Annotated in this window: 24 protein-coding genes; 5 read left to right on the plus strand and 19 right to left on the minus strand. The window is 66.7% G+C overall.

What is annotated here, in order from left to right; all coding sequences use genetic code 11:
* From JQ639_RS05310 to JQ639_RS05330, 5 genes are read right to left on the minus strand one after another with little or no spacing between them, the layout of a single operon-like run.
* A complete protein-coding gene (locus JQ639_RS05310) occupies positions 1 to 882 on the minus strand; it encodes a VOC family protein (RefSeq protein WP_211970995.1) in 882 nt (293 codons plus the stop codon).
* Complete coding sequence (locus JQ639_RS05315) at positions 854 to 1,579, minus strand: aspartate/glutamate racemase family protein (RefSeq protein ID WP_349644802.1); 726 nt, start codon at positions 1,577 to 1,579, stop codon at positions 854 to 856. The genes JQ639_RS05310 and JQ639_RS05315 overlap by 29 nt, the downstream gene beginning before the upstream one ends.
* On the minus strand, positions 1,576 to 2,466 hold the full coding sequence (locus JQ639_RS05320; protein ID WP_211970999.1) for an ABC transporter permease: 891 nt from the start codon (positions 2,464 to 2,466) through the stop codon (positions 1,576 to 1,578). The genes JQ639_RS05315 and JQ639_RS05320 overlap by 4 nt, the downstream gene beginning before the upstream one ends.
* A complete protein-coding gene (locus tag JQ639_RS05325) occupies positions 2,463 to 3,251 on the minus strand; it encodes an ABC transporter ATP-binding protein (protein WP_211971001.1) in 789 nt (262 codons plus the stop codon). Before JQ639_RS05325 ends, JQ639_RS05320 begins: the two co-directional genes overlap by 4 nt.
* 5 nt (positions 3,252 to 3,256) lie before the next feature.
* Positions 3,257 to 4,225: an ABC transporter substrate-binding protein gene (locus JQ639_RS05330; RefSeq protein WP_211971003.1), complete on the minus strand. Its 969-nt coding sequence runs from the start codon at positions 4,223 to 4,225 to the stop codon at positions 3,257 to 3,259.
* A 91-nt stretch (positions 4,226 to 4,316) separates the two neighbouring features.
* Here JQ639_RS05330 and JQ639_RS05335 point away from each other — a divergent pair, with 91 nt between their 5' ends.
* Genes JQ639_RS05335 through JQ639_RS05350 form a run of 4 tightly spaced genes read left to right on the plus strand, consistent with a single transcriptional unit; the run spans position 4,317 to position 8,820 of the window.
* Positions 4,317 to 5,324 (plus strand): quinone oxidoreductase family protein, encoded by a 1,008-nt coding sequence (locus JQ639_RS05335; RefSeq protein WP_211971007.1) that lies wholly within the window; start codon positions 4,317 to 4,319, stop codon positions 5,322 to 5,324.
* 17 nt (positions 5,325 to 5,341) lie between these two features.
* Positions 5,342 to 7,168: an AMP-binding protein gene (locus JQ639_RS05340; RefSeq protein ID WP_211971008.1), complete on the plus strand. Its 1,827-nt coding sequence runs from the start codon at positions 5,342 to 5,344 to the stop codon at positions 7,166 to 7,168.
* 2 nt (positions 7,169 to 7,170) lie between these two features.
* Positions 7,171 to 7,620, plus strand: a complete 450-nt coding sequence (locus JQ639_RS05345) for a PaaI family thioesterase (protein ID WP_211971010.1) — start codon at positions 7,171 to 7,173, stop codon at positions 7,618 to 7,620.
* A gap of 33 nt (positions 7,621 to 7,653) precedes the next feature.
* Positions 7,654 to 8,820: a M20 aminoacylase family protein gene (locus JQ639_RS05350; protein WP_211971012.1), complete on the plus strand. Its 1,167-nt coding sequence runs from the start codon at positions 7,654 to 7,656 to the stop codon at positions 8,818 to 8,820.
* Positions 8,821 to 8,826: 6 nt separating this feature from the next.
* On the opposite strand, the gene JQ639_RS05355 is transcribed toward JQ639_RS05350, so the two are convergent.
* From JQ639_RS05355 to JQ639_RS05385, 7 genes are all read right to left on the minus strand, one after another.
* On the minus strand, positions 8,827 to 9,975 hold the full coding sequence (locus tag JQ639_RS05355; RefSeq protein WP_211971014.1) for an alpha-hydroxy acid oxidase: 1,149 nt from the start codon (positions 9,973 to 9,975) through the stop codon (positions 8,827 to 8,829).
* Positions 9,976 to 9,977: 2 nt separating this feature from the next.
* Positions 9,978 to 11,720, minus strand: a complete 1,743-nt coding sequence (locus JQ639_RS05360) for a thiamine pyrophosphate-requiring protein (protein ID WP_211971016.1) — start codon at positions 11,718 to 11,720, stop codon at positions 9,978 to 9,980.
* Positions 11,721 to 13,028 (minus strand): TRAP transporter large permease, encoded by a 1,308-nt coding sequence (locus JQ639_RS05365; protein ID WP_211974986.1) that lies wholly within the window; start codon positions 13,026 to 13,028, stop codon positions 11,721 to 11,723.
* Between the two features lie 6 nt (positions 13,029 to 13,034).
* Positions 13,035 to 13,598 (minus strand): TRAP transporter small permease, encoded by a 564-nt coding sequence (locus JQ639_RS05370; protein WP_211974952.1) that lies wholly within the window; start codon positions 13,596 to 13,598, stop codon positions 13,035 to 13,037.
* Positions 13,599 to 13,699: 101 nt separating this feature from the next.
* Positions 13,700 to 14,692, minus strand: a complete 993-nt coding sequence (locus JQ639_RS05375; RefSeq protein WP_211970415.1) for a TRAP transporter substrate-binding protein — start codon at positions 14,690 to 14,692, stop codon at positions 13,700 to 13,702.
* Positions 14,693 to 14,801: 109 nt separating this feature from the next.
* Positions 14,802 to 15,344, minus strand: a complete 543-nt coding sequence (locus tag JQ639_RS05380) for a MarR family winged helix-turn-helix transcriptional regulator (RefSeq protein WP_211970176.1) — start codon at positions 15,342 to 15,344, stop codon at positions 14,802 to 14,804.
* 13 nt (positions 15,345 to 15,357) lie between these two features.
* Entirely contained in the window at positions 15,358 to 16,800 is a 1,443-nt protein-coding gene (locus JQ639_RS05385) for an aldehyde dehydrogenase (RefSeq protein WP_211970177.1), read from the minus strand.
* Between the two features lie 413 nt (positions 16,801 to 17,213).
* Here JQ639_RS05385 and JQ639_RS05390 point away from each other — a divergent pair, with 413 nt between their 5' ends.
* Positions 17,214 to 17,546 carry a hypothetical protein gene (locus tag JQ639_RS05390; protein WP_211970178.1) on the plus strand — a complete coding sequence of 111 codons (333 nt, stop codon included), beginning with the start codon at positions 17,214 to 17,216 and terminating at the stop codon, positions 17,544 to 17,546.
* Between the two features lie 530 nt (positions 17,547 to 18,076).
* Here JQ639_RS05390 and JQ639_RS05395 read toward each other — a convergent pair.
* The 7 genes from JQ639_RS05395 to JQ639_RS05425 all read right to left on the minus strand — a co-directional run bounded on the left by JQ639_RS05395 (position 18,077) and on the right by JQ639_RS05425 (position 24,981).
* Positions 18,077 to 18,820: an SDR family NAD(P)-dependent oxidoreductase gene (locus JQ639_RS05395; protein ID WP_211970179.1), complete on the minus strand. Its 744-nt coding sequence runs from the start codon at positions 18,818 to 18,820 to the stop codon at positions 18,077 to 18,079.
* Between the two features lie 14 nt (positions 18,821 to 18,834).
* Positions 18,835 to 19,458 carry a glutathione S-transferase gene (locus tag JQ639_RS05400; RefSeq protein ID WP_211970416.1) on the minus strand — a complete coding sequence of 208 codons (624 nt, stop codon included), beginning with the start codon at positions 19,456 to 19,458 and terminating at the stop codon, positions 18,835 to 18,837.
* Between the two features lie 57 nt (positions 19,459 to 19,515).
* The gene (locus JQ639_RS05405; RefSeq protein WP_211970180.1) at positions 19,516 to 21,216 is read right to left on the minus strand and encodes an FAD-dependent oxidoreductase; all 1,701 of its coding nucleotides are present in this window, start codon (positions 21,214 to 21,216) and stop codon (positions 19,516 to 19,518) included.
* A 94-nt stretch (positions 21,217 to 21,310) separates the two neighbouring features.
* Entirely contained in the window at positions 21,311 to 22,021 is a 711-nt protein-coding gene (locus tag JQ639_RS05410; protein WP_211970181.1) for an ABC transporter ATP-binding protein, read from the minus strand.
* A complete protein-coding gene (locus JQ639_RS05415) occupies positions 22,018 to 22,767 on the minus strand; it encodes an ABC transporter ATP-binding protein (RefSeq protein ID WP_211970182.1) in 750 nt (249 codons plus the stop codon). The genes JQ639_RS05410 and JQ639_RS05415 overlap by 4 nt, the downstream gene beginning before the upstream one ends.
* Positions 22,764 to 24,029: a branched-chain amino acid ABC transporter permease gene (locus tag JQ639_RS05420; RefSeq protein ID WP_211970183.1), complete on the minus strand. Its 1,266-nt coding sequence runs from the start codon at positions 24,027 to 24,029 to the stop codon at positions 22,764 to 22,766. The genes JQ639_RS05415 and JQ639_RS05420 overlap by 4 nt, the downstream gene beginning before the upstream one ends.
* Positions 24,030 to 24,039: 10 nt before the next feature.
* Positions 24,040 to 24,981: a branched-chain amino acid ABC transporter permease gene (locus JQ639_RS05425; RefSeq protein ID WP_211970184.1), complete on the minus strand. Its 942-nt coding sequence runs from the start codon at positions 24,979 to 24,981 to the stop codon at positions 24,040 to 24,042.
* Positions 24,982 to 24,990 lie beyond the last annotated feature (9 nt).

Raw genomic sequence — 24,990 nt, forward strand, 5'->3', positions numbered from 1 at the left:
CTAGCGTCCGTGCTGTTGGAAAACGATCAGGTTTCCAAAGCCGATTTCCGGATCGATGTAAACGGCGTCGCTGTTCACACGATGGCTAACGTCACCCTGTTCGAGGCAAGCGCGCAGCGCGGCAATGGACGCGACCTCGATCTGGTAGCCGACGTAGCGGGCACCCGCGCCATCAAGGGTAGCGCTCACGCCCAGGCGTTGCTTGGCCTCGGCCGGCGACAACACGTCCAGCCAGACCTGCCCGGGGCTCGGCCGGCCATCCCGTGCACCGCCGAACAAGCCGGTGAAATCCGCGCGCCAGCGATCGGGATCGTCGGCGACGGCGAACACCCCGCTCAGCCCCCGCGCGGTGTTGGCATGGGACAGCCATGCCGGGCGCAGGTAGAGGCTGACATCGTAATAGCGACAGGCGTTGAAAGCGAGCGGCGTGTCGACGGGCAGAATGACATCGAACTCCGGAAACACGGACTCGCCGGGCGCCACCACCCATTCACGGCGCACATGAACGGGCGAGCCGGCATCGAACCCGGCAGCGGTCATTGCAGCGTGAGCCGCCTGAGCATCACGGGCGCCGAGCACCATCGACTTGACGCCCTCCCCGCCCGACAGCGTCCGCGCCATCGCCGGCGGCAGCCGCGTGCGGTCGTGCGACGCCATCAGCTCGATATAGTTGGCGAACCCGGCGGTGCGGGGTTGCATCAGCACGAGATGGTTGGAAATGCCCATCGGCTCGATGCGGCTGATCGGCGACAGCGTGAAACCCATGCAGCGGAACAGCGAGGCGGCGGCGTCGAGGTCGCGCACGTAAGTCAGGAGGTGATCGATTTCGGCGATGGGATAGTCAGCCATGGTTTCACTCACAGATGTGGTCGAAGATGTCATCGATGTGCAGCGCGACGGCATCGACGACCGGAAGGGCGATCGTCGAAACCGGCAGCAGCAGGGGGAGCTCCGTGCAGGCCAGGACGATGGCACGGGCGCCGCGATCCTGCAGGGTCAGGGCGACCTCGGCCAGCGTGTCGCGCCCCGCGTCATCGGCGCCCTGGACCGTCAGGATCCGCTGGATCAGGTCATCGACGCGTCCCTGCGCGCCATCGTCCGGAAACAGCAGCCGTCGGCCGTCCTCGATACGGCTGCGAATGGCCAGCGAACCACACGTCAGAGCGGTGCCGAGCACACCGACCTCGACGAGCCCGCCCGCCTGCAGCCTCTCCGCCACCGCCGACAGCACATGCGGCACGGGCACGTCGACCGCGGCCGCGACGGCGCCATGCCAGTGATGGGCGGTGACCGCGGTCAACGCGATCACCTCGCAACCGACACGACGCAGGCGGCGCGCGGCATCGACCAGGCGCGCCTCGATTGCCGCCATGTCGCCGCGAGACGCGAGCGACAACAGCTCCGCATAATCGAGGCTGTCGATCTGCCCCACGATCGTGCCATGAGGGCCGAACGTCCGTTCGGCGGCGCGGTTCAGCCGCTCATGATAAAGCGCAGTCGATCGCCAGCTCATGCCGCCGATCAGACCGAGGCCGCGGCGTTGCCGCCGCCCCTCGTCCGTCGCCCGCGCCACGGTCATATCCCGCCCGCCAACTTCGCACGCCCGGTGAGCAGCGGCAGTCCGAGCGTGATCAGAACGAAAGCCCCGGTCAGGAACTTGAGATCGGACGGATGCAGTCCTGTCGCAAGCCCCAGCGAGACAAGCTGGTAGTAGACGATCGAGCCGATGACCGGCGCGATGATCTGCCGCTCGATCGACGCCTGGCCGACGATCGCTTCGCCAATGATCAGCGCCGCCAGCGCATTGACCAGGATGCCGAAGCCCATGGTGACGTCGGCATATCCCTGCTGCTGCACCACCAGCGCGCCGCCAAGGGCAGCGAGACCGTTGGCGAGGCCGAACCCGAGCACGATATAGCCCTTCGCCGAAATGCCGAGCGCCGGCGACAGCCGGGCGTTGGCCCCGACGCAGCGCAGCGACAACCCCATCTCGGCGCGATAGAAGCCGATCAGCGCCAGCACGATGGCCGCGACGAGCGCCGCGAACACGGCAACCTGAAGCCAGTTGCTGAGGAGGATCTCGGGCGTGATCGTATCATAGAGCGAGAGCTCGGGTGCGACGGACCGGTTCGGCATGCCCATTGCCCTGAGGTCGACGCTCCAGATCATGGTCGCGACCAGAATGCCGGCCAGCAGCGACGGAATACGCAGGCGCAGATGGATCATCGCCGTCGCCGCACCGGCCAGCACGCCTGCCGCGACGGCGAGGAAGGTACCCGCCCAGGGATTGAGCCCTGCCGTCACCAGCGCCGCGGCGACGCAGCCGCCGAGCGGGAAGCTGCCTTCGACCGTGAGGTCAGGCAGCGACAGGGTGCGGAACGGGATCATGATCGCGATGGCAACGAGGCTGTAGACCAGGCTCTGCACAAGCGTCACGGGAACGAGATTGAGGAAGACGCCGATCATCGCGCACCCGCCCGCGCCAGAACGATGCGATCGTCGGTGAGATGGAAGCGCGCGACAAGATCGGCCACCGTCATCGCATTCTTCTCCTGTCCGATATCCGCGACGATGCGTCCGGCATCCATCATCACGATGCGTGACGCATAGGACAGCGCATGCTGCATGTTGTGGGTCACCATCAGCGTGGTCAGCTTGCCCCGACGCACCAGTGCCGCGGTCGCTTCCATCACCAGTTCAGATGTTCGTGGATCGAGCGCGGCCGTATGCTCGTCGAGCAACAGCAGTTTTGGCGGCCGAAGCGTCGCCATCGCCAGCGCCAGCGCCTGCCGCTGCCCGCCCGACAGGCTGCCAGCCAGCGCGTCGAGCCTGTTCTCGAGCCCGAGCCGCAGGCCGGCGAGCGCGTCGCGGAATTCGTCGAGCCGCGCCCGAGTGACTGCGCGGCGCAGGCCACGACCGTCCGCCCGCATCAGGGCCAGCGTCATGTTCTCGCCGACCGTGAGCGACGGCGCGGTGCCGATCATCGGGTCCTGGAACACCCGTGCGATGATGCTGGAACGGACGTGCTCGGACATCCCAGTGACATCAGCGCCGTCGATGGTGATCCGACCCGCGTCGGTGATCAGCCCGCCCCCCAGAAGATTGAGCAGTGTGCTCTTCCCGGCACCATTGCCGCCGATCACCGCGACGACGTCCGCAGCTGCCACCTCGAGATCGAGGCCGGCGATAGCGATCTTCTCCGACGCGGAGCCCGCGTTGAAGACCTTTCGTAGACCGGAAACGACGATCATCGATTTCAATCCACCAGGCAGTTGCAGGCGGCAAGGCCGGACGGAACCTTGAGCCCCAGCATCGCCAGCTTGCGGCTGCTGATCAGCGGCACATGCTCTGCGGCCGTGGCGCGATAGGGCGGAATGGTCGCGGGATCGGCGCCCTTGAGCACCCGCGCGGCGATGCGGCCGGCAGCCTCGCCCGATTGGGCGAACGACACCGCGAACGCGGCGAGCGCGTAATTCTGACGCACCGCATCGGGGATCGAGGTGATGACCGGCAGTTTCGCCCGGTCGGCAGTGGCCGAGATCGCGGCCATGCCCTGCTGGATGCGCCCCGATGCCACCGTGAACAGGGCATCGACCTGTCCGACCGCCGATTGCACGCGCTGCGACAACTCGTTGGGATTGTCGACGCCGATCTTGGTTATGACGACACCGCTGCCCGCGGCCGCAGCCTCCAGGCCGTCGACCGCAGCTTTCGAGCTGTCGTCACCGGTATCATAGAGAACGCCGAGCCGCTTCATGTCCGGCAGCAAACCTCTGAAGAACGTCAGCCCTGCCACATAGTCGAGCGCTACCGATGATCCCGTCATCAGGCGATCGCCCGTGTCCCATGACGGCACCAGTCTGGCATGCACGGGATCGGCGATCGGCATGAACACGATGGGAAAGCTGCGCGAGCGCAACTGATTGCGTGCGGCGATCGACACCGGCGTCGCGACCGTCACCATCAGGTCCGGCTGCGCGCCGGCGAGCCGCGTCAGCATCTGCGGAATCAGTGCCGCGTCAAAATTGACGTTGGTCTCGTCGAACGTCACATCGCGCCCCTCGACGAAACCGCCTTCGGCCAGCCCCTTCTTGAAGCCGGCGATCGTCTCGTTGAGCGTCGGATGCGGGCCCCATCCGGCGATCGCGACGCGCTTGCTCTGCGCCGACGCACTTGATGTCACGGCGCAGGCAATCGCCAGCGCCCACACAACACGCTTCCACATGACGTCATCCCTCCGTAGTTTTCTCTTATTGCACATTGTGCAATCATATGCAGAATATGCAAGAAGATTTATTGAGCGAATTGAGGCGCAGATGAAGGCTGTTTTTTTCGAGACCCACGGCGACCTGTCGGTTCTGCAGTATGGCGACCTGCCGCTTCCCGAACCCAAGCCCGGCTGGGTGCGCCTGCGCGTGCGCGCGTGCGGCCTGAATTACCTCGACATCTTCTCCCGGCGCGGCATGCCCGGCATCAAGGTCGAGCTGCCGGGAATCACCGGCGGTGACTGCGCCGGCGTGATCGACAAGCTCGGCGACGGCGTCGAAGGCTGGAGCATTGGCGAGCGCGTTCTGCCTGTGTCGCATCACGTCGACTGGAGCACCGGCAATTTCGAAATGCTCGGCGAAACGCGCAATGGCGCGATGGCCGAATACTGCACCGTGCGCGCGAGCCAGTTGATGCGCATCCCCGACAATGTGCCGGACGACAAGGCAGCCGCACTGCCCTGCGCTTACGGCACCGCGCACCGCATGCTGCACACCCGCGGGCAGATCAAGGCCGGCGAGACCGTGCTGGTGCTCGGCGCGTCGGGTGGCGTCGGAACGGCCTGCGTGCTGCTGGCGAAACTCGCCGGTTGCAAGGTCATCGCCGCCGCGGGAAGCGACGACAAGTGCGCGCGGCTGCGGGATCTGGGCGCGGACGAGGCCATCAACTACAGCACCGTCAAGATCGACAAGTATGTGCGCGAGACCACCGGCAGCCTGCTGCGCGGCGGCGGCGTCGACGTCGTCGTCAACTTCACCGCCGGCGACACCTGGGCGCCGTCGATGCGCTGCGTCAAGCGGTTCGGCCGGCTGCTGTGCTGCGGCGGCACCGGCGGCTATGCCGCCGTCACCGACATCCCCTACCTGTTCATGTCGGAGATGAGCATCATCGGCTCGACCGGCTGGGACCGCGCGGATCAGGAGGCTTGCCTCGACCTCGTCGCCCGGGGACGGCTCGATCCGCCAATCGACCGGGTCTGCGCGCTGTCGGACGGCATCGCCGCGGTGCGTGCCATCGAGGAGCGCGCCGTAGTCGGCAAGGTCATCGTGAAACCCTGAGCGAAGATGGTGGCCCGATGACCAGCACGCCTCACCGTTTCGCGACAGCCGCCGACGTCGCCGCCTTCGCCGCCGTCCCGCTCGACCGGCGTCTCGATGGCCGTGACATCGTCGCCATGATCACGGCGCACGCCAACCGTGATGGCGAGGCGGACGCCATTCACTACTTTTCTTCCGGGCGCGCCGGCGACGTCATGGCCACCGCGTCGCGGCAACAACTGCACGATGGCGCGCGCGCCATCGCCGTCCGGCTGCTGCAGGCCGGCATCCGCACCGGTGATGTCGTGGCCACGCTGCTGCCGAACGGCCCGGCGACCGTCGCGGCAACGATTGCCGCCCTCGCCATGGCGACGCTCGCACCCATAAACTTCTACCTCGAACCGGCGCAGGTCATGACGCTGATCGCGGAGAGCGGCGCCAAAGTGGTTCTCGTGCCTGCCGACCCGCCGCCGGCGCTGGCAAAGATGCTGGCGATCCTGCGCGCGAATTGTGAAGCGCGGGCATTGCCGCTGATCGAGATCGACACCGCGCGTCTGCCCATCGCGACCGCCAATGCCCCGGCGCTGCCGTCGCGAGCGCCGCAGGACAAGGTCGCGCTATTCCACACCGGCGGCACCACCGGCCTGCCGAAGTTCGTGCCGCTGACAGCACACAATCTGGCCGCGGCCGCGCTGATCTCCTGCTTCGGCTATGGCTACAGCGCGCGGGATCGCGTGCTCTGCGCGATGCCGATGTTCCATGTCGGTGGCCTGTTCGCCTGCTCGCTGTTTCCACTCAGCGCCGGCGGCAGTCTCGCGATCCTCGGGCCGCTCGGCTATCGTGGCGAGGGAGTCGTCGCCGCGTTGCCTGCGACCATCGCCGCCTCAAGGGCCAGCGTCGTCGTCGGACCTCCGACGGTCATGGCCCAGCTCGCCGGCAACCTGCCCGATCGCGCCGACCTGCCCAACCTCCGCCTCCTGATCAATGGCGCGGCGGCCTTGCCGCGAGCGGTCGGCGAGCGCCTGAGCAGCGGGCTCGGCGTCCCGGTCGTCGAGCCATGGGGCCTCACGGAGGCGACCCTCGCCGTCACCAGCGGCCCGTTTCAAGGCGCCAACCGGCAGGGCTCGGTCGGGCTACCGCTGCCCTATTGCGAAGTCCGTGCGATGCGGACGGACACGAACGGCCACGTCATCGGCGATGCCGGTGAGGACATCGGCGTGCTGGCGATCCGCGGCCCCATGGTGTTCTCCGGCTATCTCAACCGCAGCGCCGACGAGCAACCCTTCTTTGCCGATGGCTGGCTCGACACCGGTGATCTCGGCCGCGTCGATCGCGACGGCTTCGTGTGGGTGACCGGCCGCGCCAAGGAGCTGATCAAGCGCGGTGGGCATGGCATCGATCCCGGCACGATCGAGGATGCCCTCGCGGCCCACGACAGCGTGACGCTGGCGGCGGCGGTCGGCCGTCCCGACGCCTACGCCGGCGAAGTTCCTGTTGCCTATGTCCAGCTGCGCCCGGGCGCAGCGGTCGATGAGGCGGAGCTGCTCGCCTTCGCATCCCGGCGCATCCGGGAGCGCGCCGCGATCCCCAAGGAGATCATCATCCTGCCGCAGCTGCCGGTCACGGCAGTGGGCAAGGTGCACAAGCAGCCGCTGAAGCTGGACATCACGCAACGCGCCGTCGAACGCCTCGTCCACGCCATCACCGGGCTCGACCAGCCAGCGGCCATCACCATTGCGCCCCATCCGCGCCACGGCCTGCTCGTCAAGGTGCGTGCCGCGCCCGCCTGCGTGCAGCCCATCAAGGACGCGCTCGGCGCGTTTGCCTTTGCCTTCGAAGTCGCCCCCTTCAATGAGGTCTCCTGATCATGCTCGACATCGACGCCTTCCGCCGCATCGTGGAAACGGCCGCCTTTCACCAGTTCATCGGGCTCAGGCTCGACCGGGCCGACGAAGCCGCCGGTGTCGTGGTGCTGCGCCTGCCCTATGATCCTAAGCTCAGCATCTTCCCCGATGCCGGCGTCTACCATGGCGGCGTCATTGCCGCGCTGATCGATGTCGCCGGTGCGGTCGCCTGCGGCCTGAAGACCGGCCGCCCGACTCTGACCGCGAACTTCCGTGTCGACTTTCTCAAATCGCCGGCGAAGATCGACCTGATCGCCACCGGACGGCTGGTGCGGGCGGGCAAGACGCTGTCGGTCGCCGACATCGAAATCAGCGACGATCAAGGTGAAGTCTACGCTATCGGCCGTGGGACGTTCTCCACCGCTGCTTCCTTCAAGGCGATCAATGCCGGCGCCGAGAGCGCCGCGACCTGACGCCAACCGCCATCCTGCAGGGAATATGCCGCCATGGACCTGATCCCGTCGATTGTCGCCCGGCACGCCGAAATGACCGCCTGGCGCCGGCAGTTGCATGCCCGCCCCGAGATCGGCTTCGAGGAGGTCGAAACTGCCGCATTCGTCGCCGACCGGTTGCGGGCTGCCGGGATCGCCGTTCACACCGGGCTCGCCGGTACCGGCGTCGTTGGCGTGATCGAGGGGCGCCCGGGCTCGCGCAGCATCGGCCTCCGCGCCGACATGGATGCGCTGCCGATGGACGAGGCCGGCGACAGGCCGTGGCGATCGACCATTCCCGGTCGCTTTCATGGCTGTGGCCACGATGGCCACACCGTGATGCTGCTCGCCGCCGCGCTCCATCTCGCCGCGACGCGTGATTTCGACGGCCGCGTCGTCGTCGTGTTCCAACCGGCTGAGGAAGGTCTCGGCGGCGGCCGTGTGATGGTCGAGGCCGGCCTGTTCGAGCGCTTCCCCTGCGACGAGATCTATGCGCTGCACAACATGCCGCTGCTGCCGTTCGGCCAGGCCTCGGTTCGTCCGGGGCCGGCCCTCGCCTCATTCGATCGTTTCGAGGTGACGATCCGCGGCGTCGGCGGCCATGCGGCGATGCCGCACAAGACGATCGATCCCGGCCTGACCATGGCGCATGTGGTGGTGGCGCTGCAGGCGCTGGTCGCACGCAACACCGACCCGCTGCAGGCGGCGGTGCTGAGCGTCACCCAGATGAATGTTGGCACCACCCACAACGTCATCGCGAGCGAGGCGCGTTTCGCCGGCACGGTCCGTGCGCTTGACGAAGCGGCGCGCGCAATCATCGAGGCCGGGTTCAGCCGCACCGTGCAGCATGTCGCGCAGGCCTACGGCGCACAGGCAGATATCGCCTACATCCGGGAATACCCCGTGCTGATCAACGATGCCGCTGCCAGCCGGCAGGCCGGCGCGGCGATCGAGGCCACACTCGGCCGCGACGGCTTTGCGGCCGCGTTTCCACCGTTGATGGCCGCCGAAGACTTTGCGTTCATGCTGCAGCAGCGACCCGGCGCCTACCTGCTGGTGGGTCAGGGGACGGGTCCGGAATCGCCGATGGTCCACCACCCGGCCTATGACTTCAACGACGACATCCTGCCGATCGGCGCCAGCCTGCTATGCCAGTTCGTCGAACTGCGCGGCGTAAATTGAGCGGCCTCAGCGGCCGCCCGCGAACAGGAAGCGCTCGTTGATCTCGGCCGGCGATGTCACACCGAGCTGCGCGCAGGTCTGGCCGAGCTCGGCCTTCAGCAGATTGATCGCATGACCGGCGCCGCCCGGCATGCCGGCGACGCCATACATCACCGCCCGCCCGATCAGCGTGAAGTCCGCGCCGGCGGCGAGCGCCTTGGCGACGTCCTCGCCGGCACGGATGCCGCCATCGAAGATCAGCGGAAAGTCCGGGCCGACCTTGGCACGGATCGCCGGCAGGGCCTCGATGGTCGCCGCCGCGCCGCTGAGCTGGCGGCCGCCATGGTTCGACACCACCACCGCATCGGCGCCGATGTCGCGCCCCCGCGCCGCGTCTTCGGGCGACAGAATGCCCTTGAGGATCATCTTTCCCTTCCAGCGCGCCCGGATCGCACGGACGAGGTCGAGGTCGAGCCGGCCCGAGCTCTGTTCGGCCATCAGGGTCGCCAGCGACGATGCGCTGGCGTTGCGCTCGGCGTAGGGCTCGAGGTTGGCGAAGCGCGGCGCACCCTTGCGCAGGGCAGCGAAGCTCCATGCCGGATGCCTCGCCAGCTCGATGCCCCACATCGCCGACGGCTTGAGCGGCAGGCTGAGGCCATTGTGCTGGTCGCGCAGCCGGCGGCCCGGCGCCGGCACGTCGACCGTGACCACCAGCACCTGAAAGCCCGCCCGCGCGACACGCTCCAGCAGATCGTCGACGATCGCCTGTGACTTGCCGACATAGAGCTGGAACCAGGCGTGCTCCGGCGCAATCGCCGCGATCCGCTCCAGTGCGGTGGTGCCCGCCGTGGACAGGATGTAGGGGATATCCGCGTCCCGCGCCGCCGCCGCGACCAGTTCGTCCGCGCCCGGCCAGATCAGGTTGCCCATGCCGATCGGCGCGACGCCGAACGGCGCCGACCACTGCCGGCCGAGAAAGCTCGTCGCGAGCGACCGCCCTTCGACATTGACCATCGCCCGCGGCAACAGCCGCAGGCTCTCGAGCGCGGCGCGGTTGCGGTTGAGCCCCGCCTCCGTGCCCGCGCCACCGTCGAGAAAATCGAACGCAAAACGCGGAATGCGCCTGCGCGCCTTCTCACGAAGGCTGTCGATCGAGTACGTGCCGGGTGCGGTCATGGTCACGGCGCGATACGGATTTCGACCAGCGCCTGGGTCTTCTCGGTGCGCACGTGGGTGATCGCCCGCTTCAGCGCCGCCGCAAGCTCATCGCCCTTTTCCACCTTGATGGTGAAGGCACGGCTCGCTTCCGCGACCTTGGTGAAATCCGGCGACGGCTCCAGCGAGATCAACGGCATCTTGTTGGTCTTCGCCGCAAACCCCTTCGGATAGACGTCAAGCACCGAGTGGCGCACAGCGCCCCATTCCGAGTTGTTGAGGATCAGCACCAGCACCGGCAGGTTCATGGCCTCGGCGATCTGATGGCAGGCCACCGGATTGCTGAACATGTACGAGCCATCGCCCATGGTGGCGACCACGAGGCGGTCGGGACCTGCGAGCTGCAGGCCGAGCGCGCACGGGAACGACCAGCCGAGACCACCGGAATGCGGCTCCTGGTACCAGGATTGGTGGGCACCGAGGGTCATCGGCTCCAGCGGTGCGCCGAGTTCGGACAGCACGGTGGCATCGAGCCCGGCGATGGCCTCCGACAGGCAGTGGCTGACCCACGCCTTGGTCATGAGGTCGCCATTGCCGAGTTCGGCCTGCTTGCGAACCTCCGCGCGGCGCGCGGTGTGCGCCGCAGTCACCTCGGCGCGACGGCTGTCGCGAACCGCGGCCGTAGCGTCAAGATGAGGCTGCAGCCGCGTTGCGAGTTCGGCCAGGATGTCCGTGGCCTCGCCGACCAGCGACACGTCGGCCTGGAAGTTGCGGACGGGGAAGCGCGCATACAGCGGATCCTGCCCGATCTGGATCACCTTGCAAGTCGGCGGCACCTCGTGCGCCGCCGGCGACCACGGCGCCAGCGAGTCGATGACAATGATCACATCGGCGTCCTTGAGCCACGGCTTCGGGTCGCTGCCGACCGACATCGGATGGTCGGTGGCGATGGCGAGCTTGACCGCCCAATACTGCGACACCGGAATGCCCCAAGTCTGCGCCAGCTCGGCGAGCGTCGCAAAACCCTCGGCCGATCCCGTACCACGCTGGGCGATGATCACCGGCTTCTTGGCGTTGGCGATCAACTGCGCCGCAACATCCAGTGCCGACGGCTGCGGCGCGGCGATGGCGGGCATCATGCGCGGCAGTGCGTCGAGCTGATCCGCCGGGCATAGCTCGCACAGCACTTCGCGCGGCAGGCTGAGATACACCGGCCCCTTCGGGGTCGAGTTCGCGATCGCATAGGCGCGGTCGATGATCTCGAGCGCCTGCTCGGGGAAACGCAGCTCGTAGTCCCACTTCGACGCTTCGCGGACGAGCGCCGTCTGGTCGCGCATCTCCTGGCCCCAGCCGATCGGCACCGTACGGGTGCCGAGGCGGCCGCTTTCGGTCACCGGCGTGCGGCCCGAGAATAGCAGCACCGGAATGTGCTCGGTCGCCGCGTTGATCGCGCCGATGGCACAATTGGCGAGGCCAACATTGGTATGCGCCATCACCGCCTGGGCGCGGCCGGTGCCGAGATAGTAGCCGTGGGCCATGCCCATGGCGGCATGCTCGTGCGGGATCACGATCGCCCGGGGTAAATCGATGTCCTTCGCCGTGGCTTCCGCCAATCCCTCGATGATCGGCGGGAAGTCGGTGCCGGAGTTGGCGAAGATGTAGTCGACGCCGACCGCCTTGAGGCGGGCCAGCACCGCGCCGCCCGCGGTGATCTTCGGGGTGTCGGTCGACGCCGCACCGGCGGCGTTGTCGGTTGCTTTGGTCATTTACTGTCCCATCATTTGCTGCGGCAGCCAGGTGGCGAGCAGCGGGAAGAGAATAAGGATGACGAGGCGGATCAGGTCGGTGACCACGAACGGCAGCACGCCGGCGAAAATCGTCGACATGTTGACGTCCTTGATCACGCTCTTGATCACGAACACGTTCATGCCGACCGGCGGATGGATCAGGCCGAGTTCGACCGTCATCACGATGATCACGCCGAACCAGATCGGATCGAAGCCCAATGCCGTGACCACCGGGAATACGATCGGCACGGTGAGGATGATCATCGCCATGGCGTCCATCAGGCAGCCGAGCACGAGATACATCAGCAGGATCAGCGCCAGCACGCCGTAGGCGCCGATGCCAAGACCCGTCAGGAACGTGGTGACGTGCTGCGGCGTCTGGGTGATGGTGAGAAAGTAGCCGAAGCACAGCGCGCCGATCAGCACGGTGAATACCGCCGCCGCCGTGCGCGTCGCCTGCAGCAGCGACTGCAGGATACCCTGGCCGTTGAGCTTGCCGCGCGCAACGCCGATGACAAAGGCGCCGACCGCGCCGACCGCGCCCGCTTCCGTCGGGATGAACAGGCCGCCATAGAGCCCGCCGATCACGAATACGAACAGCAGCAGCGGCGACCACACGTCGCGCAGCGCCGTGGTGCGCTCGGCCCAGCTGCTCCTGGGGCCCGCCGGCAGGAAGCCCGGCCGCACCCGGCCGATGATGGCGATGGTGATCATGTGCATAGCGATCGCCAGCAGGCCCGGGATGATGCCGGCGACGAACAGCTTGCCGATGTCCTGCTGGGTGATGATGCCGTACACCGCCAGAACCGTCGACGGCGGCAGCATCGCGCCGAGCGTGCCGCCGACCGCGATGACGCCGGTCGCGAACGACTGCGGATAGTTGAAGCGCCGCATCTCGGGGTAAGCCACCGCCGAGAAGGTCGCGGCGGTCGCCACCGACGAGCCGGAGATCGCGGCGAAGCCGCCGCAGGCAGCGATGGTCGCGATGCCGAGGCCGCCGCGCCAGTGGCCAACAAAGGTGTTGGCGGCGCGGAACAGCTCGCGGCTGATGCCGGACACCGACACGAAGGCGCCCATCAGCAGGAACATCGGGATGACGCCGAAGGTGTAGTCGGTGACCGTGCGCATGGTGGTCTGGCCGACCAGCTTGAGCGCAGGGCCGAAGCCGGTCAGGTAGCCGAAGCCGGTGACGCCGACGAGGCCCATGGCCATGCCGACGGGCACGCGCAGCAGCATCAGGACGAAAAGGGAGACGAAGCCGAGGACGGCGACGGTTTCAGGGGTCACGGCCGTTCACTCCGCTGTCTTGACTTTGGCATCATGGACATCTTCCGGATGGAAGATCAGGCGATAGGTCCGGATCGCGATCAGCAGCACCGCCGAGACGTCGCCGATCCAGGCGACCGCGAAGAACGGCCAGTTCGGCAGCCGCAGGTCGTAGGTCAGCACGTTGTCCTGGTAGGTGGTGTGCACCTTGTCGAACAGCGTGATGGTCTGCACGGTCACCACGAACAGCAGCACCAGCGTCGCGAAGATATCGATCAGCCGCTGGTAGCGCGGCGTCGCATTCGCCCACACAAGATCGACGGTGATGTGAGACCCGCGGTAGCTGGTCGCCGCAATGCCCCAGAAGATCAGGATGCCGAGCAGCAGCCGGCCGAAGTCGTAGTAGTCCGGGATGGTCACGGCAAAGAACTTGCGCATGACGATGGCGATGAAGGTGTTCAGCGCCACGATGCCGACGAAAGCGGCGGCGATCAGCTCGATCGTGTCAATGAAGCGGTCCATCAGGCTTTTGCTGCCTGACGGTGACGGCGCTAGCGCGCCGTCCTGACTGACTTCCGGTTGTGCGGTCATCGGGTCCCTGGGGGTGGAACGGGTGAAACAGGCAGTCCAGAGCAACAGAAGATCCGTGCGGCGGCCGACATCGACCGCCGCACGCTGTCGGGAGACGCGGCTCAGATACCGGCGTCGTGCTTCTTGATGGCGGCGTCGAGGTCCGCCTGAACCTTGACCGGGTCGGCGCCAGCGGCCTTGACCGAGTCCGCCCAGCTCGACCGCAGCACCTGCGTCGCGGTCTTCCACTGTGCGATCTGCTCGTCCGTCAGCTTGTAGACCTCATGCCCCGGCAGGGCGCGCATCTTGACGCGACCGTTAGCCTCGAACTCGGTCCACGGGTCGGAGACCTTGGCCGCCCATTCCGGCGAGCAGTGGTCGTCGAACACCTTCTTCTGGGCGTCCGACATCGCATTGTAGGTCTTGAGATTGACGTTGTAGGTGAACACCGTGGTGTAGAGCGGCGTGTCGATGTGGTACTTCACGACCTTGTCGATGCCGAACAGGAAAACCGAACCCCACGGGAACGCGATCTCGTCGGCGACGCCGCGCTCCAGCGCGTCACGCGATTCAGGCGCCGACGCCTGCACGTTGGTGCCGCCGAGCAGCTTGACCATTTCGGCGAACGTGCTCTGGGCGGGACGCACCTTCAGGCCGCTCAGATCGCTCGGCACGACGATCTTCTTCTTGCCATGCAGCGAACCGGGATCGTGGATGAAGGCGAAGCACAGCTTGGTGTCCTTCATCTCGGTCGGCGCGTATTTGCGGTACCACTCATCGAGCGCCATCGTTCCCTTCTTGCCGTCACCGAAGGTGAACGGGATCTGGCCGGCGGCCACGATCGGGAAGCGGCCCGGCTGGTAGCCGGGATTGACGTAGGTCACGTCGGCGATGCCGTCGCGCGCCATGTCGTAGTGGTCGAACGCCTTGCCGAGCTGCTCGGAGGGGAACACGATACCCTTGATCGTGCCGCCCGAGGCCTTTTCGAGATCGGCGGCCCAGGCCTGGGTCGCCGGAACCAGCGGATGCGCCGGCGGCACCCACAGCGAGATCTTCAGGGTGATGGTCTTGTCCTGCGCCATCGCCGGGGTCAGCGCGGACATCGTCCCCGCCATCGCGAGCGCCAGCAGTGTCGTCTTCTTCAAAGGTCTCTCCTCCCTCGGTGGTGAAAGCCGAACTTGACCGGGAAGCCCGGCTGTTCCGTCATGCTAGTTATTTAACATGTTATCTAGTTCGGCTGGTCTTGCCAAGCCCTCGCGCAGGCGGGGGCGGATATCCGTTGCCGAGCTCGTCGACGATGCGGCGAAGCAGCGTCATGAGCAGCGGCTTGTCCTTGCCGACGATGGCATCGAGCCGCTCGTCGTGCGCGCGTGCAATCACCTGCAGTTTCCGCAACATGGCCTCTCCCGCCGCGGTCAGCTTGACGCCGTAGCTGCGCTGGTCGCCGGCCTTGCGGCGGCGGGCGATCAGGCCGCGGGCGTCGAGGCCGTTGAGCGTCGAGGTCAGCGTCGAACGGTCGCGGCCGCACAGCTTGCTGAGTTCGGTCGGCGTGACGCCCGGATTTTCGGACAGGATGGTCAGAAGCGTGTACCAGCCGGGCTTGAGATCGCTCTTGCCGGTCCCCTGGCGGATCGCCTGGAAGGAAGCCTCCTGGGCAATGCGCAGGTAGTAGCCGATCAGGTTCGCGAGCGCCGGCGGCACATAGGCCTCCTCGCCGCCGGATGGCGACGAGGTCTTCGCGGACGCTTTGGTCTTGTGATCGGCCACGATGCTCAACCGTTCAGAACGGGTAGTGCTGATGGCTTTCGATGGTCACCCAGCGCAGATCGGTGAACTCCGCCACCGCCGCGCGGCCACCGAACCGGCCATAACCCGACCCCTTGACGCCACCGAACGGCATCTGCGCCTCGTCGTGCACGGTCGGACCGTTGATGTGGCAGATGCCGCTTTCGATCCGGCCGGCGACGCTGAGCGCGCGGTTGATGTCGCGGCTGAACACCGCCGACGACAACCCGTACTCGGTGTCGTTGGCGACCCGCACCGCCTCGTCGTCGCCCTTGACCCGGATGACGCTCTTGGCCGGGCCGAACGACTCCTCGCTGTAGATGCGCATCGCCGGAGTGACGCGATCGATCACGGTCGCTTCCATGATCGAGCCGGTACGACCACCGCCCGCGACCACCTCGGCGCCCTTGGCCCTTGCGTCGGCGATCAGCTCCTCGACCTTCTCGGCCGCCTCGACGCTGACGAGGGAGCCCAGCACGACGTGCTCACGCGGATTGCCGGCGGGGAGCTTCTTGGCGCGGGCAGCGAACCTGGCGACGAAGGTATCGGCGATCTTCTCGTCGACGATGATCCGCTCCGTCGACATGCAGATCTGGCCCTGGTTGGCGAACGAGCCGAAGATCGCGGCATCGACGGCGTCATCGATGTTGGCGTCGTCGAGCACCACCAGCGGCGCCTTGCCGCCGAGTTCCAACAGGACCGGCTTGAGATGGCGCCCGGCGGTCTCGGCGATGATGCGGCCGACGCGGGTCGAACCGGTGAAATTGATGCGCTTGACCGCGGGATGGGCGATCAGCGCCTCGACGACGGCGGCGGCATCGGCCGGCGCGTTGGAGATGACATTGACGACGCCGGCCGGGAAACCGGCCTCGCGGAACACCTGACCGATCAGGCGCTGGGTCGCAGGACACAGCTCGGAGGCCTTCAACACCACCGTATTACCGCACGCCAGCGGCATGGCCACGGCGCGGGTGCCAAGGATGACCGGGGCATTCCACGGCGCGATGCCGACGCAGACGCCGACCGGCTTGCGCACCGCCATGGCGAGCGTGCCCGGCTTGTCGGACGGAATAACCTCGCCGGAAATCTGGGTGGTCATCGCCGCGGCTTCACGCAGCATGTTGGAGGCCAGCATGACGTTGAAGTGGGCCCACGGCGCGGTAGCGCCGGTCTCTTCCGTCATCAGCGCGGCGAAATCGGCGCCCTTGCCCTGCATTACGTCGGCGGCCTTGAGCAGCAGCATGCGCCGCTCGGTCGGCGACAGCGCCGCCCAGGCCGGGAACGCCTGCGCGGCGCTATCGGCGGCGCGCTTGGCGTCTTCGACGCCGCCGGCGGCAGCCGTGGTCGCGACCGCGCCGGTGACAGGGTTCGTGCGCTCGAACTTGCGCCCGCTCGCGGCGTCGAGATCAGAATTGTCGATCAAAAGCTGAACATTCATGGCGCTCTCCCTCACTCATCCGCATCGGTTGCGATGCTTGATCCGGCGTTTGTTGGCGGACGACTAGCAAACCTGCCGGAGCCCGACAAGATACTTGGATATCAAAGTATCTAGTTTGATGTCAAAGTATCTCCGGCAACCCCGAATTTTGCAGGGGAAAGCGACGCCGCCGTGACATGCCCTTCGCACTGCAACAATGACCTGGCGTCGCCGCCAACCCGCGAGCAAGCCTTGGGAATTTCCGCGACCGGACGGCGCGGCGCGGCATCATCCAGGGCGGCACGTTCACGTCCGCGAACCGCCATTGAAGTTGGCGACCGTGTCGAACGGCCGCAGCGTCGACCGACGCGCAGTGCCGACGCATCCAGTCACGGCAACTGCGTCAGCGCGGCGCCATTGGCGACCATCGCCGCATGGCAGGAGACCAGCGCGAGAAAGAGAACAGACGGCGTGGTACCGACGACGACGGCGTCCTGGACGGCCCACTGAATATCCTCGGAACACGCGATCGCAAAAGCCGACGATGCGCACCGCGCCCGAACGCGGACGATGCCAATGCCGATGCCGATGCCGATGCATCGTCTGAGCGCTTCGGCTCATCATGTCGCAGCCGCCGGAATGCGGATGTATCGATGGTTGCGCGGCTTCAAGCCGACACCATGGATCAGTGGATCGTCGCGGCGCTCGCCTCGCACGCGCGGCCCACCTCCCCCGCCAACTTCATCGCGTCGTCAACAACAGATTGAGGGGGCGGCGTATCAATTATTGAATTGTGGTGTAATCTTGTTGTTGTGCAGATCGATTCCCGATCCGCGCAGATTCGTTTGAGCCCTTTTGGTCTGATGGAGGACATCATGGCGAAGAAAGCGAAGAAGGCGAAGAAGACGGTGAAGAAGGCGGCCAAGAAGACCGCCAAGAAGAAGACCGCGAAGAAGAAGAAGTAATCTTCGCACGTCGCGACACGCGCCGCGCTTCCAAGCCGAGACTCGCTTTCCGCGGGATCATCGCCCGGCAGACGCCAACGTCTCTCCGGCCCTATCTGTTACGCGGCAACGAATGATGAAATTTCGACCCATGGGCAGTCGGTTGCTGCCTATGGGCCGAATTTTTCCGTAAGTCAGAGCGTTACTGATCAGGCCAGCGCCGCGTCGCGGCGCCGCCCCTCCTCTGCAAGGCCGCGTCTTCAGGCCACGACATTCAAGCAACAATCTCCAGCCGTCACCACGCCCGCTCCCCTGACGTACGGAGCGGAGCCGTCGCAGCTCCGCCGTGCCGATCAGCCGGTGAGACCGCCGAGCGACCGGCCACCATCGACCAGGATAACCTGGCCCGTAATGAAGTCGGTCGCAGGCGAGGCCAGGAACGCCACCATGTTGGCGATGTCCTCGGGGCGGCCGAGTCGCCCCACTGGCTGCACCGACGCCAGCTTGGCCCGGGCCTCATCACTCCAGGCAGCCAGAATCGGGGTGTCGATAACACCCGGCGCCACCGCGTTGACAAGGATGCCGCGCGGCGCGAGTTCCAGCGCCAGGGCCCGCGTGAGGCCGACCACCGCCGCCTTCGACGCGACGTAGTGGGCGTAGTCGATGGCGCCGAGATAGGCCCGCGAAGCGATGTTGACGATGCGCCCGCTCGCCGACATGCGCCGCGCCGCCGCCCGCGCCAGCACAAACATGCCGACGAGATTGATGTCGTACATCCGGCGGAAGTCCTCGGTGGTGAGGTCCTCGGTCTTCTTGACGTCGAAGATGCCGGCGTTGTTGACCATGACGTCGACCTGCCGCAGGCCGGCGATCAGCGCCTCGCAGGCCGCCTCATCGCGCACATCCAGCAATCGCGCCTCGGCCCGGCCGCCATGGTCGCGCGCCAGACCTGCCGCCGCTTCCTCGACATGACGATCGACATCGGTCAGCACCACATGAGCGCCGTCGGCAGCGAGCCGCTTCGCGGTCGCGAAACCAATGCCGCGGGCAGCGCCGGTGACCACCGCGACGCGGCCGGAGAGCCGTTGTTCAGCCATGATCCGCCTCCCCGTCAGCGCGCCGGCGCGTCATGGGCGTAGGTCGCGGCCATCGACGGCCGTTCGCCGAACAGCTTGAACCACTGCGCCGCGTTGGAACGTCCATCGCGCCAGCCATGGTCGGGGAAGCGGAAGTCGAGATAGGCGAGCGCGCATCCCAGGGTGATGGTGCCGATGGTGACGGCATCGCCGAGCTGCGGCGCCAGCGCCTCGATCTGGTCGAGGACCGAGTCGATCTTGGCAATCTGGCCGTCGCGCCATGGCTTCCACTGCATTTCGGGCGGACGCACCACGGTTTCATAGCGCGCGAGCAGTGCGGCATCGATCAGGCCGTCGCCGAGCGACTGCTGGACCAGCGCGGCCCAGCGCTGCGGTCCGGCCGCCGGGAACACCTTGGTGCCGGTCGACTGGGCATCGAGGTATTCGCAGATGACGCGGCTGTCGAACAGCGCGGTGCCGTCCGCGGCCAGCGCCGTCGGCACCTTGCCGAGCGGATTGCGCGCCACGATGGTCATGTCGCGGTTGATCGGGTGCGCCGCGCTCGGCAGCTTCTCAACCTTGTCGAACTGACCGGTCTCGTGGGCCGTCACCAGCACCTTGCGAACGAACGGCGACGCGGGGGAGTAGAACACTTTCAGCATCGGAAACCTCCATCAGACAGGAACGGATCGGTGGAACGGGTGGCGATCGCGGCGTTACGGCGCCCGCCCGGCAATGTCGCAGCCGGCAATGTATCCGAAGGTCAGCGCCGGACCGAGGGTGATGCCTGCGGCCGGGTAGTTGCCGGCCATGATCGAGCGCATGTCGTTGCCGCAGGCATAGAGGCCGGCGATCGGCTCGCCATCCTCGCGGACAACCCGGGCATGGGTATCGGTCTTCAGACCGAGCGCAGAGCCGATATCGCCCGGCCAGATCCGTACCGCGTAGAACGGCGGCTTGACGATCGGGCCGAGGCACGGATTGGGCTTGTGGTCGGGATCGCCGAGATAGCGGTTGTATTCCGAGCTGCCCTTGCCGAACTCCGGATCGACGCCCGTCTGCGCATAGCGGTTGTGGTTCGTGACCGTTTCCGCCAGCGCGGCGGCATCAACGCCGATGGCCTTTGCCAATTCCGCAGGGCTCTGCGCCTCGATCAGGTAGCCGGCGCGGATCAGCGGGCCATGCAGATAAGGACCCGGCCGCGCGAGGCCGAGCCCATAGGTCCGCACGAACGCTGCGTCGCACACGAGATAGCACGGGATCGACGGCACACTCTGGTGCGCCTGGTACATGCCCTCGACAAAGCTGTGGTAGGAGGTCGCCTCGTTGACGAAGCGCCGGCCGCTGCTGTTGACGGCGATGACGCCGGGCTTCTGGCGGTCGAGCACCAGGTGGGGAAAGACGGTGGTCGAGCCGTCCTTCTTCTTCAGGATTGACACCGGGGTCAGGAAAGCCGGCTCCGCCGCCTCGCTCTCCATGATGCCTCCGGCCGAAATGCCAAGCCTGATGCCGTCGCCAACATTGCCGGGGGGCGACATGCTGGTGTGCTGGCCGGCGAACGCTACATGCTCGGCCCGCCATTGCGGGTTCTGCGGCGCCCCGCCGCCGGCGAGGACCACAGCCTTGCGGGCGCGGACCCGCTGCTTCTGCCCGCTCGCCTCGATCACTGCCCCCACGACCCGTTCGTTCTCGACGATCAGCTCGCTGATGCTGGTGCGCAGCCGCAGGTCGATGCCGCGATCCAGCGCCGACTTCAGCAGTCGAGCGGCCAGCGCGTTGCCGAGGATCAGCCGGGTGCCGCGCGGATAGCGCAGGCGGTCCGACAGGTAGCGCCCGATCAGCTTCGCCGCCGCCGTGAACGACTTCGCCGACCTGTGCGCCGACAACAGGTTGGCGATGTCCTTGCGGTCCACCATCATGCCGCCGAGGGCGACAAAGGTATGCAGCGGCGCCCGCACGCTGGCAAAGCGCCGCCCGAGTTCGCGGCCGTCAAACGGCGCCGGATCGAGCGTGCGGCCGCCGAGGGAGGCGCCTTCGAGTTCCGGTTCATAGTCCGGCGAGTAGGCCCGCGGCACCAGCTTGACGGCGGTGTTTGCGGCCATGAACGACACCATGCGCGGACCGGCGTCGAGGTAGGCCTCCACCATGTCGCGACGCAGCCGGTTGCCGAGCGTCTGCTCGAGGTAGCGCCAGACGCTGGCGCGGCTGTCGCTGTGGCCGACTGAGGCCATCAGGGGATTTTCGGGAATCCACACGGCTCCGCCGGACACCGCGGTGCTGCCGCCGAAATACTCCGTCTTCTCGACCACCATCACGGCGAGGCCGGCATGGGCCGCCGTCAGCGCGGCGGCCATGCCGCCGGCGCCGGAGCCCATCACCAGCACATCGATCTCGTGATCCCACTGCGAACCGACCATCACTCTTGTTTCCTGTCTTTTCTTGAACCTTGGAGCCGATTCCGCCCGTCCCTTGCGGCGCGGTGCAGTTGATTGAACGCCTTGAAACCGAGCCCTACGCGACTTCCAGCCAATTGCGCCGGGTCTGCGCGTCGCCACGCAGCGCTTCCGGCGTCCCCTCGAAAACGATCTGCCCGCGTCCCATCACCAGGCATCGTCCGGCGATACGCAGCGCGATGGTCATCTTCTGCTCGACCAGCACGATGCCGACACCACGGCGGGCGATGTCCTGCATGACGTCGACCAGCCCCTCGACAATCTTCGGCGCCAGCCCTTCGGTCGGCTCGTCGATCAGGATGATGCGGGGATGGCAGAGCAGCGAGCGGCACAGGGTCAGCATCTGCTGCTCGCCACCGGACAGATTGCCCGCCTTTGTGCGCTGTCGTTCCTTCAGGCGCGGGAAATAAGTGTACATCTGCTCGATGGTCCACGCCGGGGCGCCTGCGACCGGCGGCTGCTGGCCCACCTGCAGGTTCTCCTCCACCGTGAGAAAATCGAACACCAGCCGCTCCTCGGGCACGAAGGAGATGCCGTGGCGCACAATGCGATGCGCCGGCGCGCCCGCCAGCTCCCGGTCGCCGAGGCGGACCGAACCCGCACTCGGCGTCACCAGACCGACGATGGTCTTGAGCATGGTCGAGCGCCCCGAGCCGTTCCGGCCGAGCACGGCAACGATTTCGCCCTGCTCCATGGCCATGTCGACGCCGGTCAGCACATGGCTCTTGCCGTAGTGGGCATGCAGGTTGCGGATCGATAGCGCGCTCATGCGTGGCCCTCGCCGAGATAGGCTTCCTGGACGCGGGCATTGTCGCGAATGGCCGCGGGCGTGTCGGAGGCGATGATCTGGCCGTAGACCAGGACCGAGATGCGATCACTCAGCGAGAATACGACGTCCATGTCGTGCTCGATCACGATCAGGGTCTTGCCGGTGGTAACACGGCTCATCAGGTCCACCGTGTAGCTGGATTCTTCGCGCGACATGCCGGCGGTCGGCTCGTCCAGCATGATCACCTGCCCGCCCGGCCCCAGCGTCATGCCGATCTCGAGCGCCCGCTGCTCCGAATAGGTCAGATCGCCCGCCATCTTGGCGGCGAGCCCTTCGAGACGGACCAGTTCCAGCAACTCCTCCGTCTCGCGGTTGATGGTGCGCGCCGCGGCAGCACGGCGGAACAGGCTGAAACGGCGGCCGTGGCGGGCCATCACCGCGATGCGCAGATTCTCGAAGACACTGAGGCGCGCAAACACGGTCGTGGTCTGGAACGAGCGCGACAGTCCGGCGCGATTGACCTTGTGCGGCGCCATGCCGCCGATGCTGGCCCCGCGCAGACGGATGTCACCGGCGGTCGGCTGGTAGTAGCCGGTGACGAGGTTGAACAGCGTCGACTTGCCCGCGCCGTTGGGGCCGATGATGGCATGGCGCTCGCCCTCCCCGACCGTAAGGTCGAGGCCGCGGATGATCTCGGCGTCGCCGAACGACTTCTTGAGGCCGTTGATCTGAAGGGCCGGCGTCATGGGCGCACCTTGAGGCGACGGGTGGACCAGTGTACCAGGGCGGCTGCTCCGACCAGCATCACCGGCATCAGCCACGTGCTCGGCGACGTCGGCAGCCAGGCGCGGTTGAACACCGAGATCGCCGGCCATATGCCGGTGCGCTCGACCTCGGCGGCGTAGTCACGGGCGAACAGCGTGGCACAGAGCTCGCACAGCAGCACGAGACCAAGCGCGGCGAGCGCGAGGGTCAGCAGTTGCAGGACGAGCCGGCCGGCAGCCCGCCAGCCATCACGACCGATCGCATCGACCCAGTCGAGGCTCCACTGCGCGATGCCGTTCGGCGCTTTCAGCATCACAACGATGAAGATGATGCCCTGATAGAGCAGCCACGAGCGGGTGAGGTCGGACACCACATGACCGAACAGGCTCATCAGGAAGCCGCCGATTGCCGGACCGAGGAACAGCGTCGAACCACCGATGAAGGTGGTCAGCACCACGCTCGACGACATGCTGAGCTGGAACAGGACATAGTTGGCGCTCTCGTTCGACACGGCGAGCAGCGCGCCGGCAACGCCCGAGAACAGCCCGGACACCGCGAACACCAGGATCTTGGTGGCGTGGACGTTGTAGCCCAGCGCCGGCAGCCGCTTTTCGTTCTCCCGCAGCGCGATGGTCAGGCGGCCGAACAGGCTGCGGGTATAGGCCCACAGCAGCCCCGCGGACAGCAGCGTCCAGACCAGCACCAGGGTGTAGACATGCTGCTCGGAGCCGAAATTCCACAATGCGAAGGGTTGGCGGAACGAGGAGATGCCGGTCTCGCCGCCGAAGACGCCCTGCAGATTGGGCGCCAGCGTGTACAGCAATTCGGCGACGGCCAGCGTCACCATGGAGAAATAAACGCCGCTGCGCATGGTGGCGAAGAAGCCGAACACCGCCCCCGCAAGCCCGCCCGCCAGCGCACCGGCCAGCGGAATGAACGGCGTCGGCAGCCACAGCACGCCGCGGTCGACCGCGACCATCGCATGAACGGCGGCGAAGGCGCCGATGGCAAAATAGGCGGCATGGCCGAACGACAACATGCCCGCCTGCCCGGCCAGCAGATTGAAAGCGAGCGCGAACAGCGCGGCGATCAGCGCCTTGCCGAGCACGCCGAGCGTGGCGTCGGCGAGCAGGAACGGCGCCGCGGCGAGCACCACCACCACGAGCACGAGGGCGGCGGCGCCGATCCGCGACCGGGACAGCGCCGCGCCGCCCAGTGGATGCAACGAAGCGGTGAGAGGCATGGCGGTCATCCTACAGACGATCTCCGAACAGGCCGGCGGGCCGGACCATCAACACGATCAGCATCACCAGCACCGGCATGGCGCCGGCGAAGGTCGAGAGCTTGACGACGAGCGGGCCGCCGAGCGCGGTGACGACACTACCGAGGCCGACATAGCCGAACAGGTCCGCCACCGAAACGTCGATGCCGATCGACAGCGAGGTCAACAGACCAATGATCAGCGACGCGGCGAACGCGCCCTCCAGCGAGCCGAGGCCACCGACCACGACGACGACGAACACCAGCACGCCCATCTCCAGCGCCATGTTGGGGCTGGTGGTGAGCAGCGCGCCACCGACGACGCCAGCAACGCCCGCCATCCAGGCGCCGAGGCCGAAGGTGCCCATGAACAACGTATCGACGTTGTGCCCGAGCGCGCCGGTCATGGCCGGCCGCTGCACGGCCGCGCGCACGACGATGCCGATGCGGGTACGGCGCAGCAGATAGAACAGAATGCTGAACAGCACGAGCGCGGTCAGGCCCACAAAGATGCGGTAGAACGGGTAATCAGTGCCGAACAGCGAGAACGCCGGAAAACGCAGCGCTGCGGGGACCCCATAGGGGACCGCATAATTGCCGAACACCAGCTTCATCAGTTCCTCGGCCACGAATGCGAGGCCGAAGGTCATCAGCAGCTCGTGGGCATGGCCGAACTTGTGGACAGGCCGCAACAGGAAGCGCTCGACCACAATGCCGATGATCCCGACCAGGATCGGCGCGACGATGAGGGCGCCCGCGAAACCGATCAGCTTGACCAGCGAGTACGCCAGGTACGCCCCGATCATGTAGAACGAGGCATGGGCGAAATTGATGATGCCCATCATGCCGAACACCAGCGTCAGGCCGGCCGACACCATGAATAGCAGCAGGCCATAGATCAGGCCGTTGATGGTGGAAACGACGATGAATTCCATCGCGTGTCC

It is taken from the genome of Bradyrhizobium sp. U87765 SZCCT0048, from assembly GCF_018131225.1.
Classification (GTDB): domain Bacteria; phylum Pseudomonadota; class Alphaproteobacteria; order Rhizobiales; family Xanthobacteraceae; genus Bradyrhizobium_A.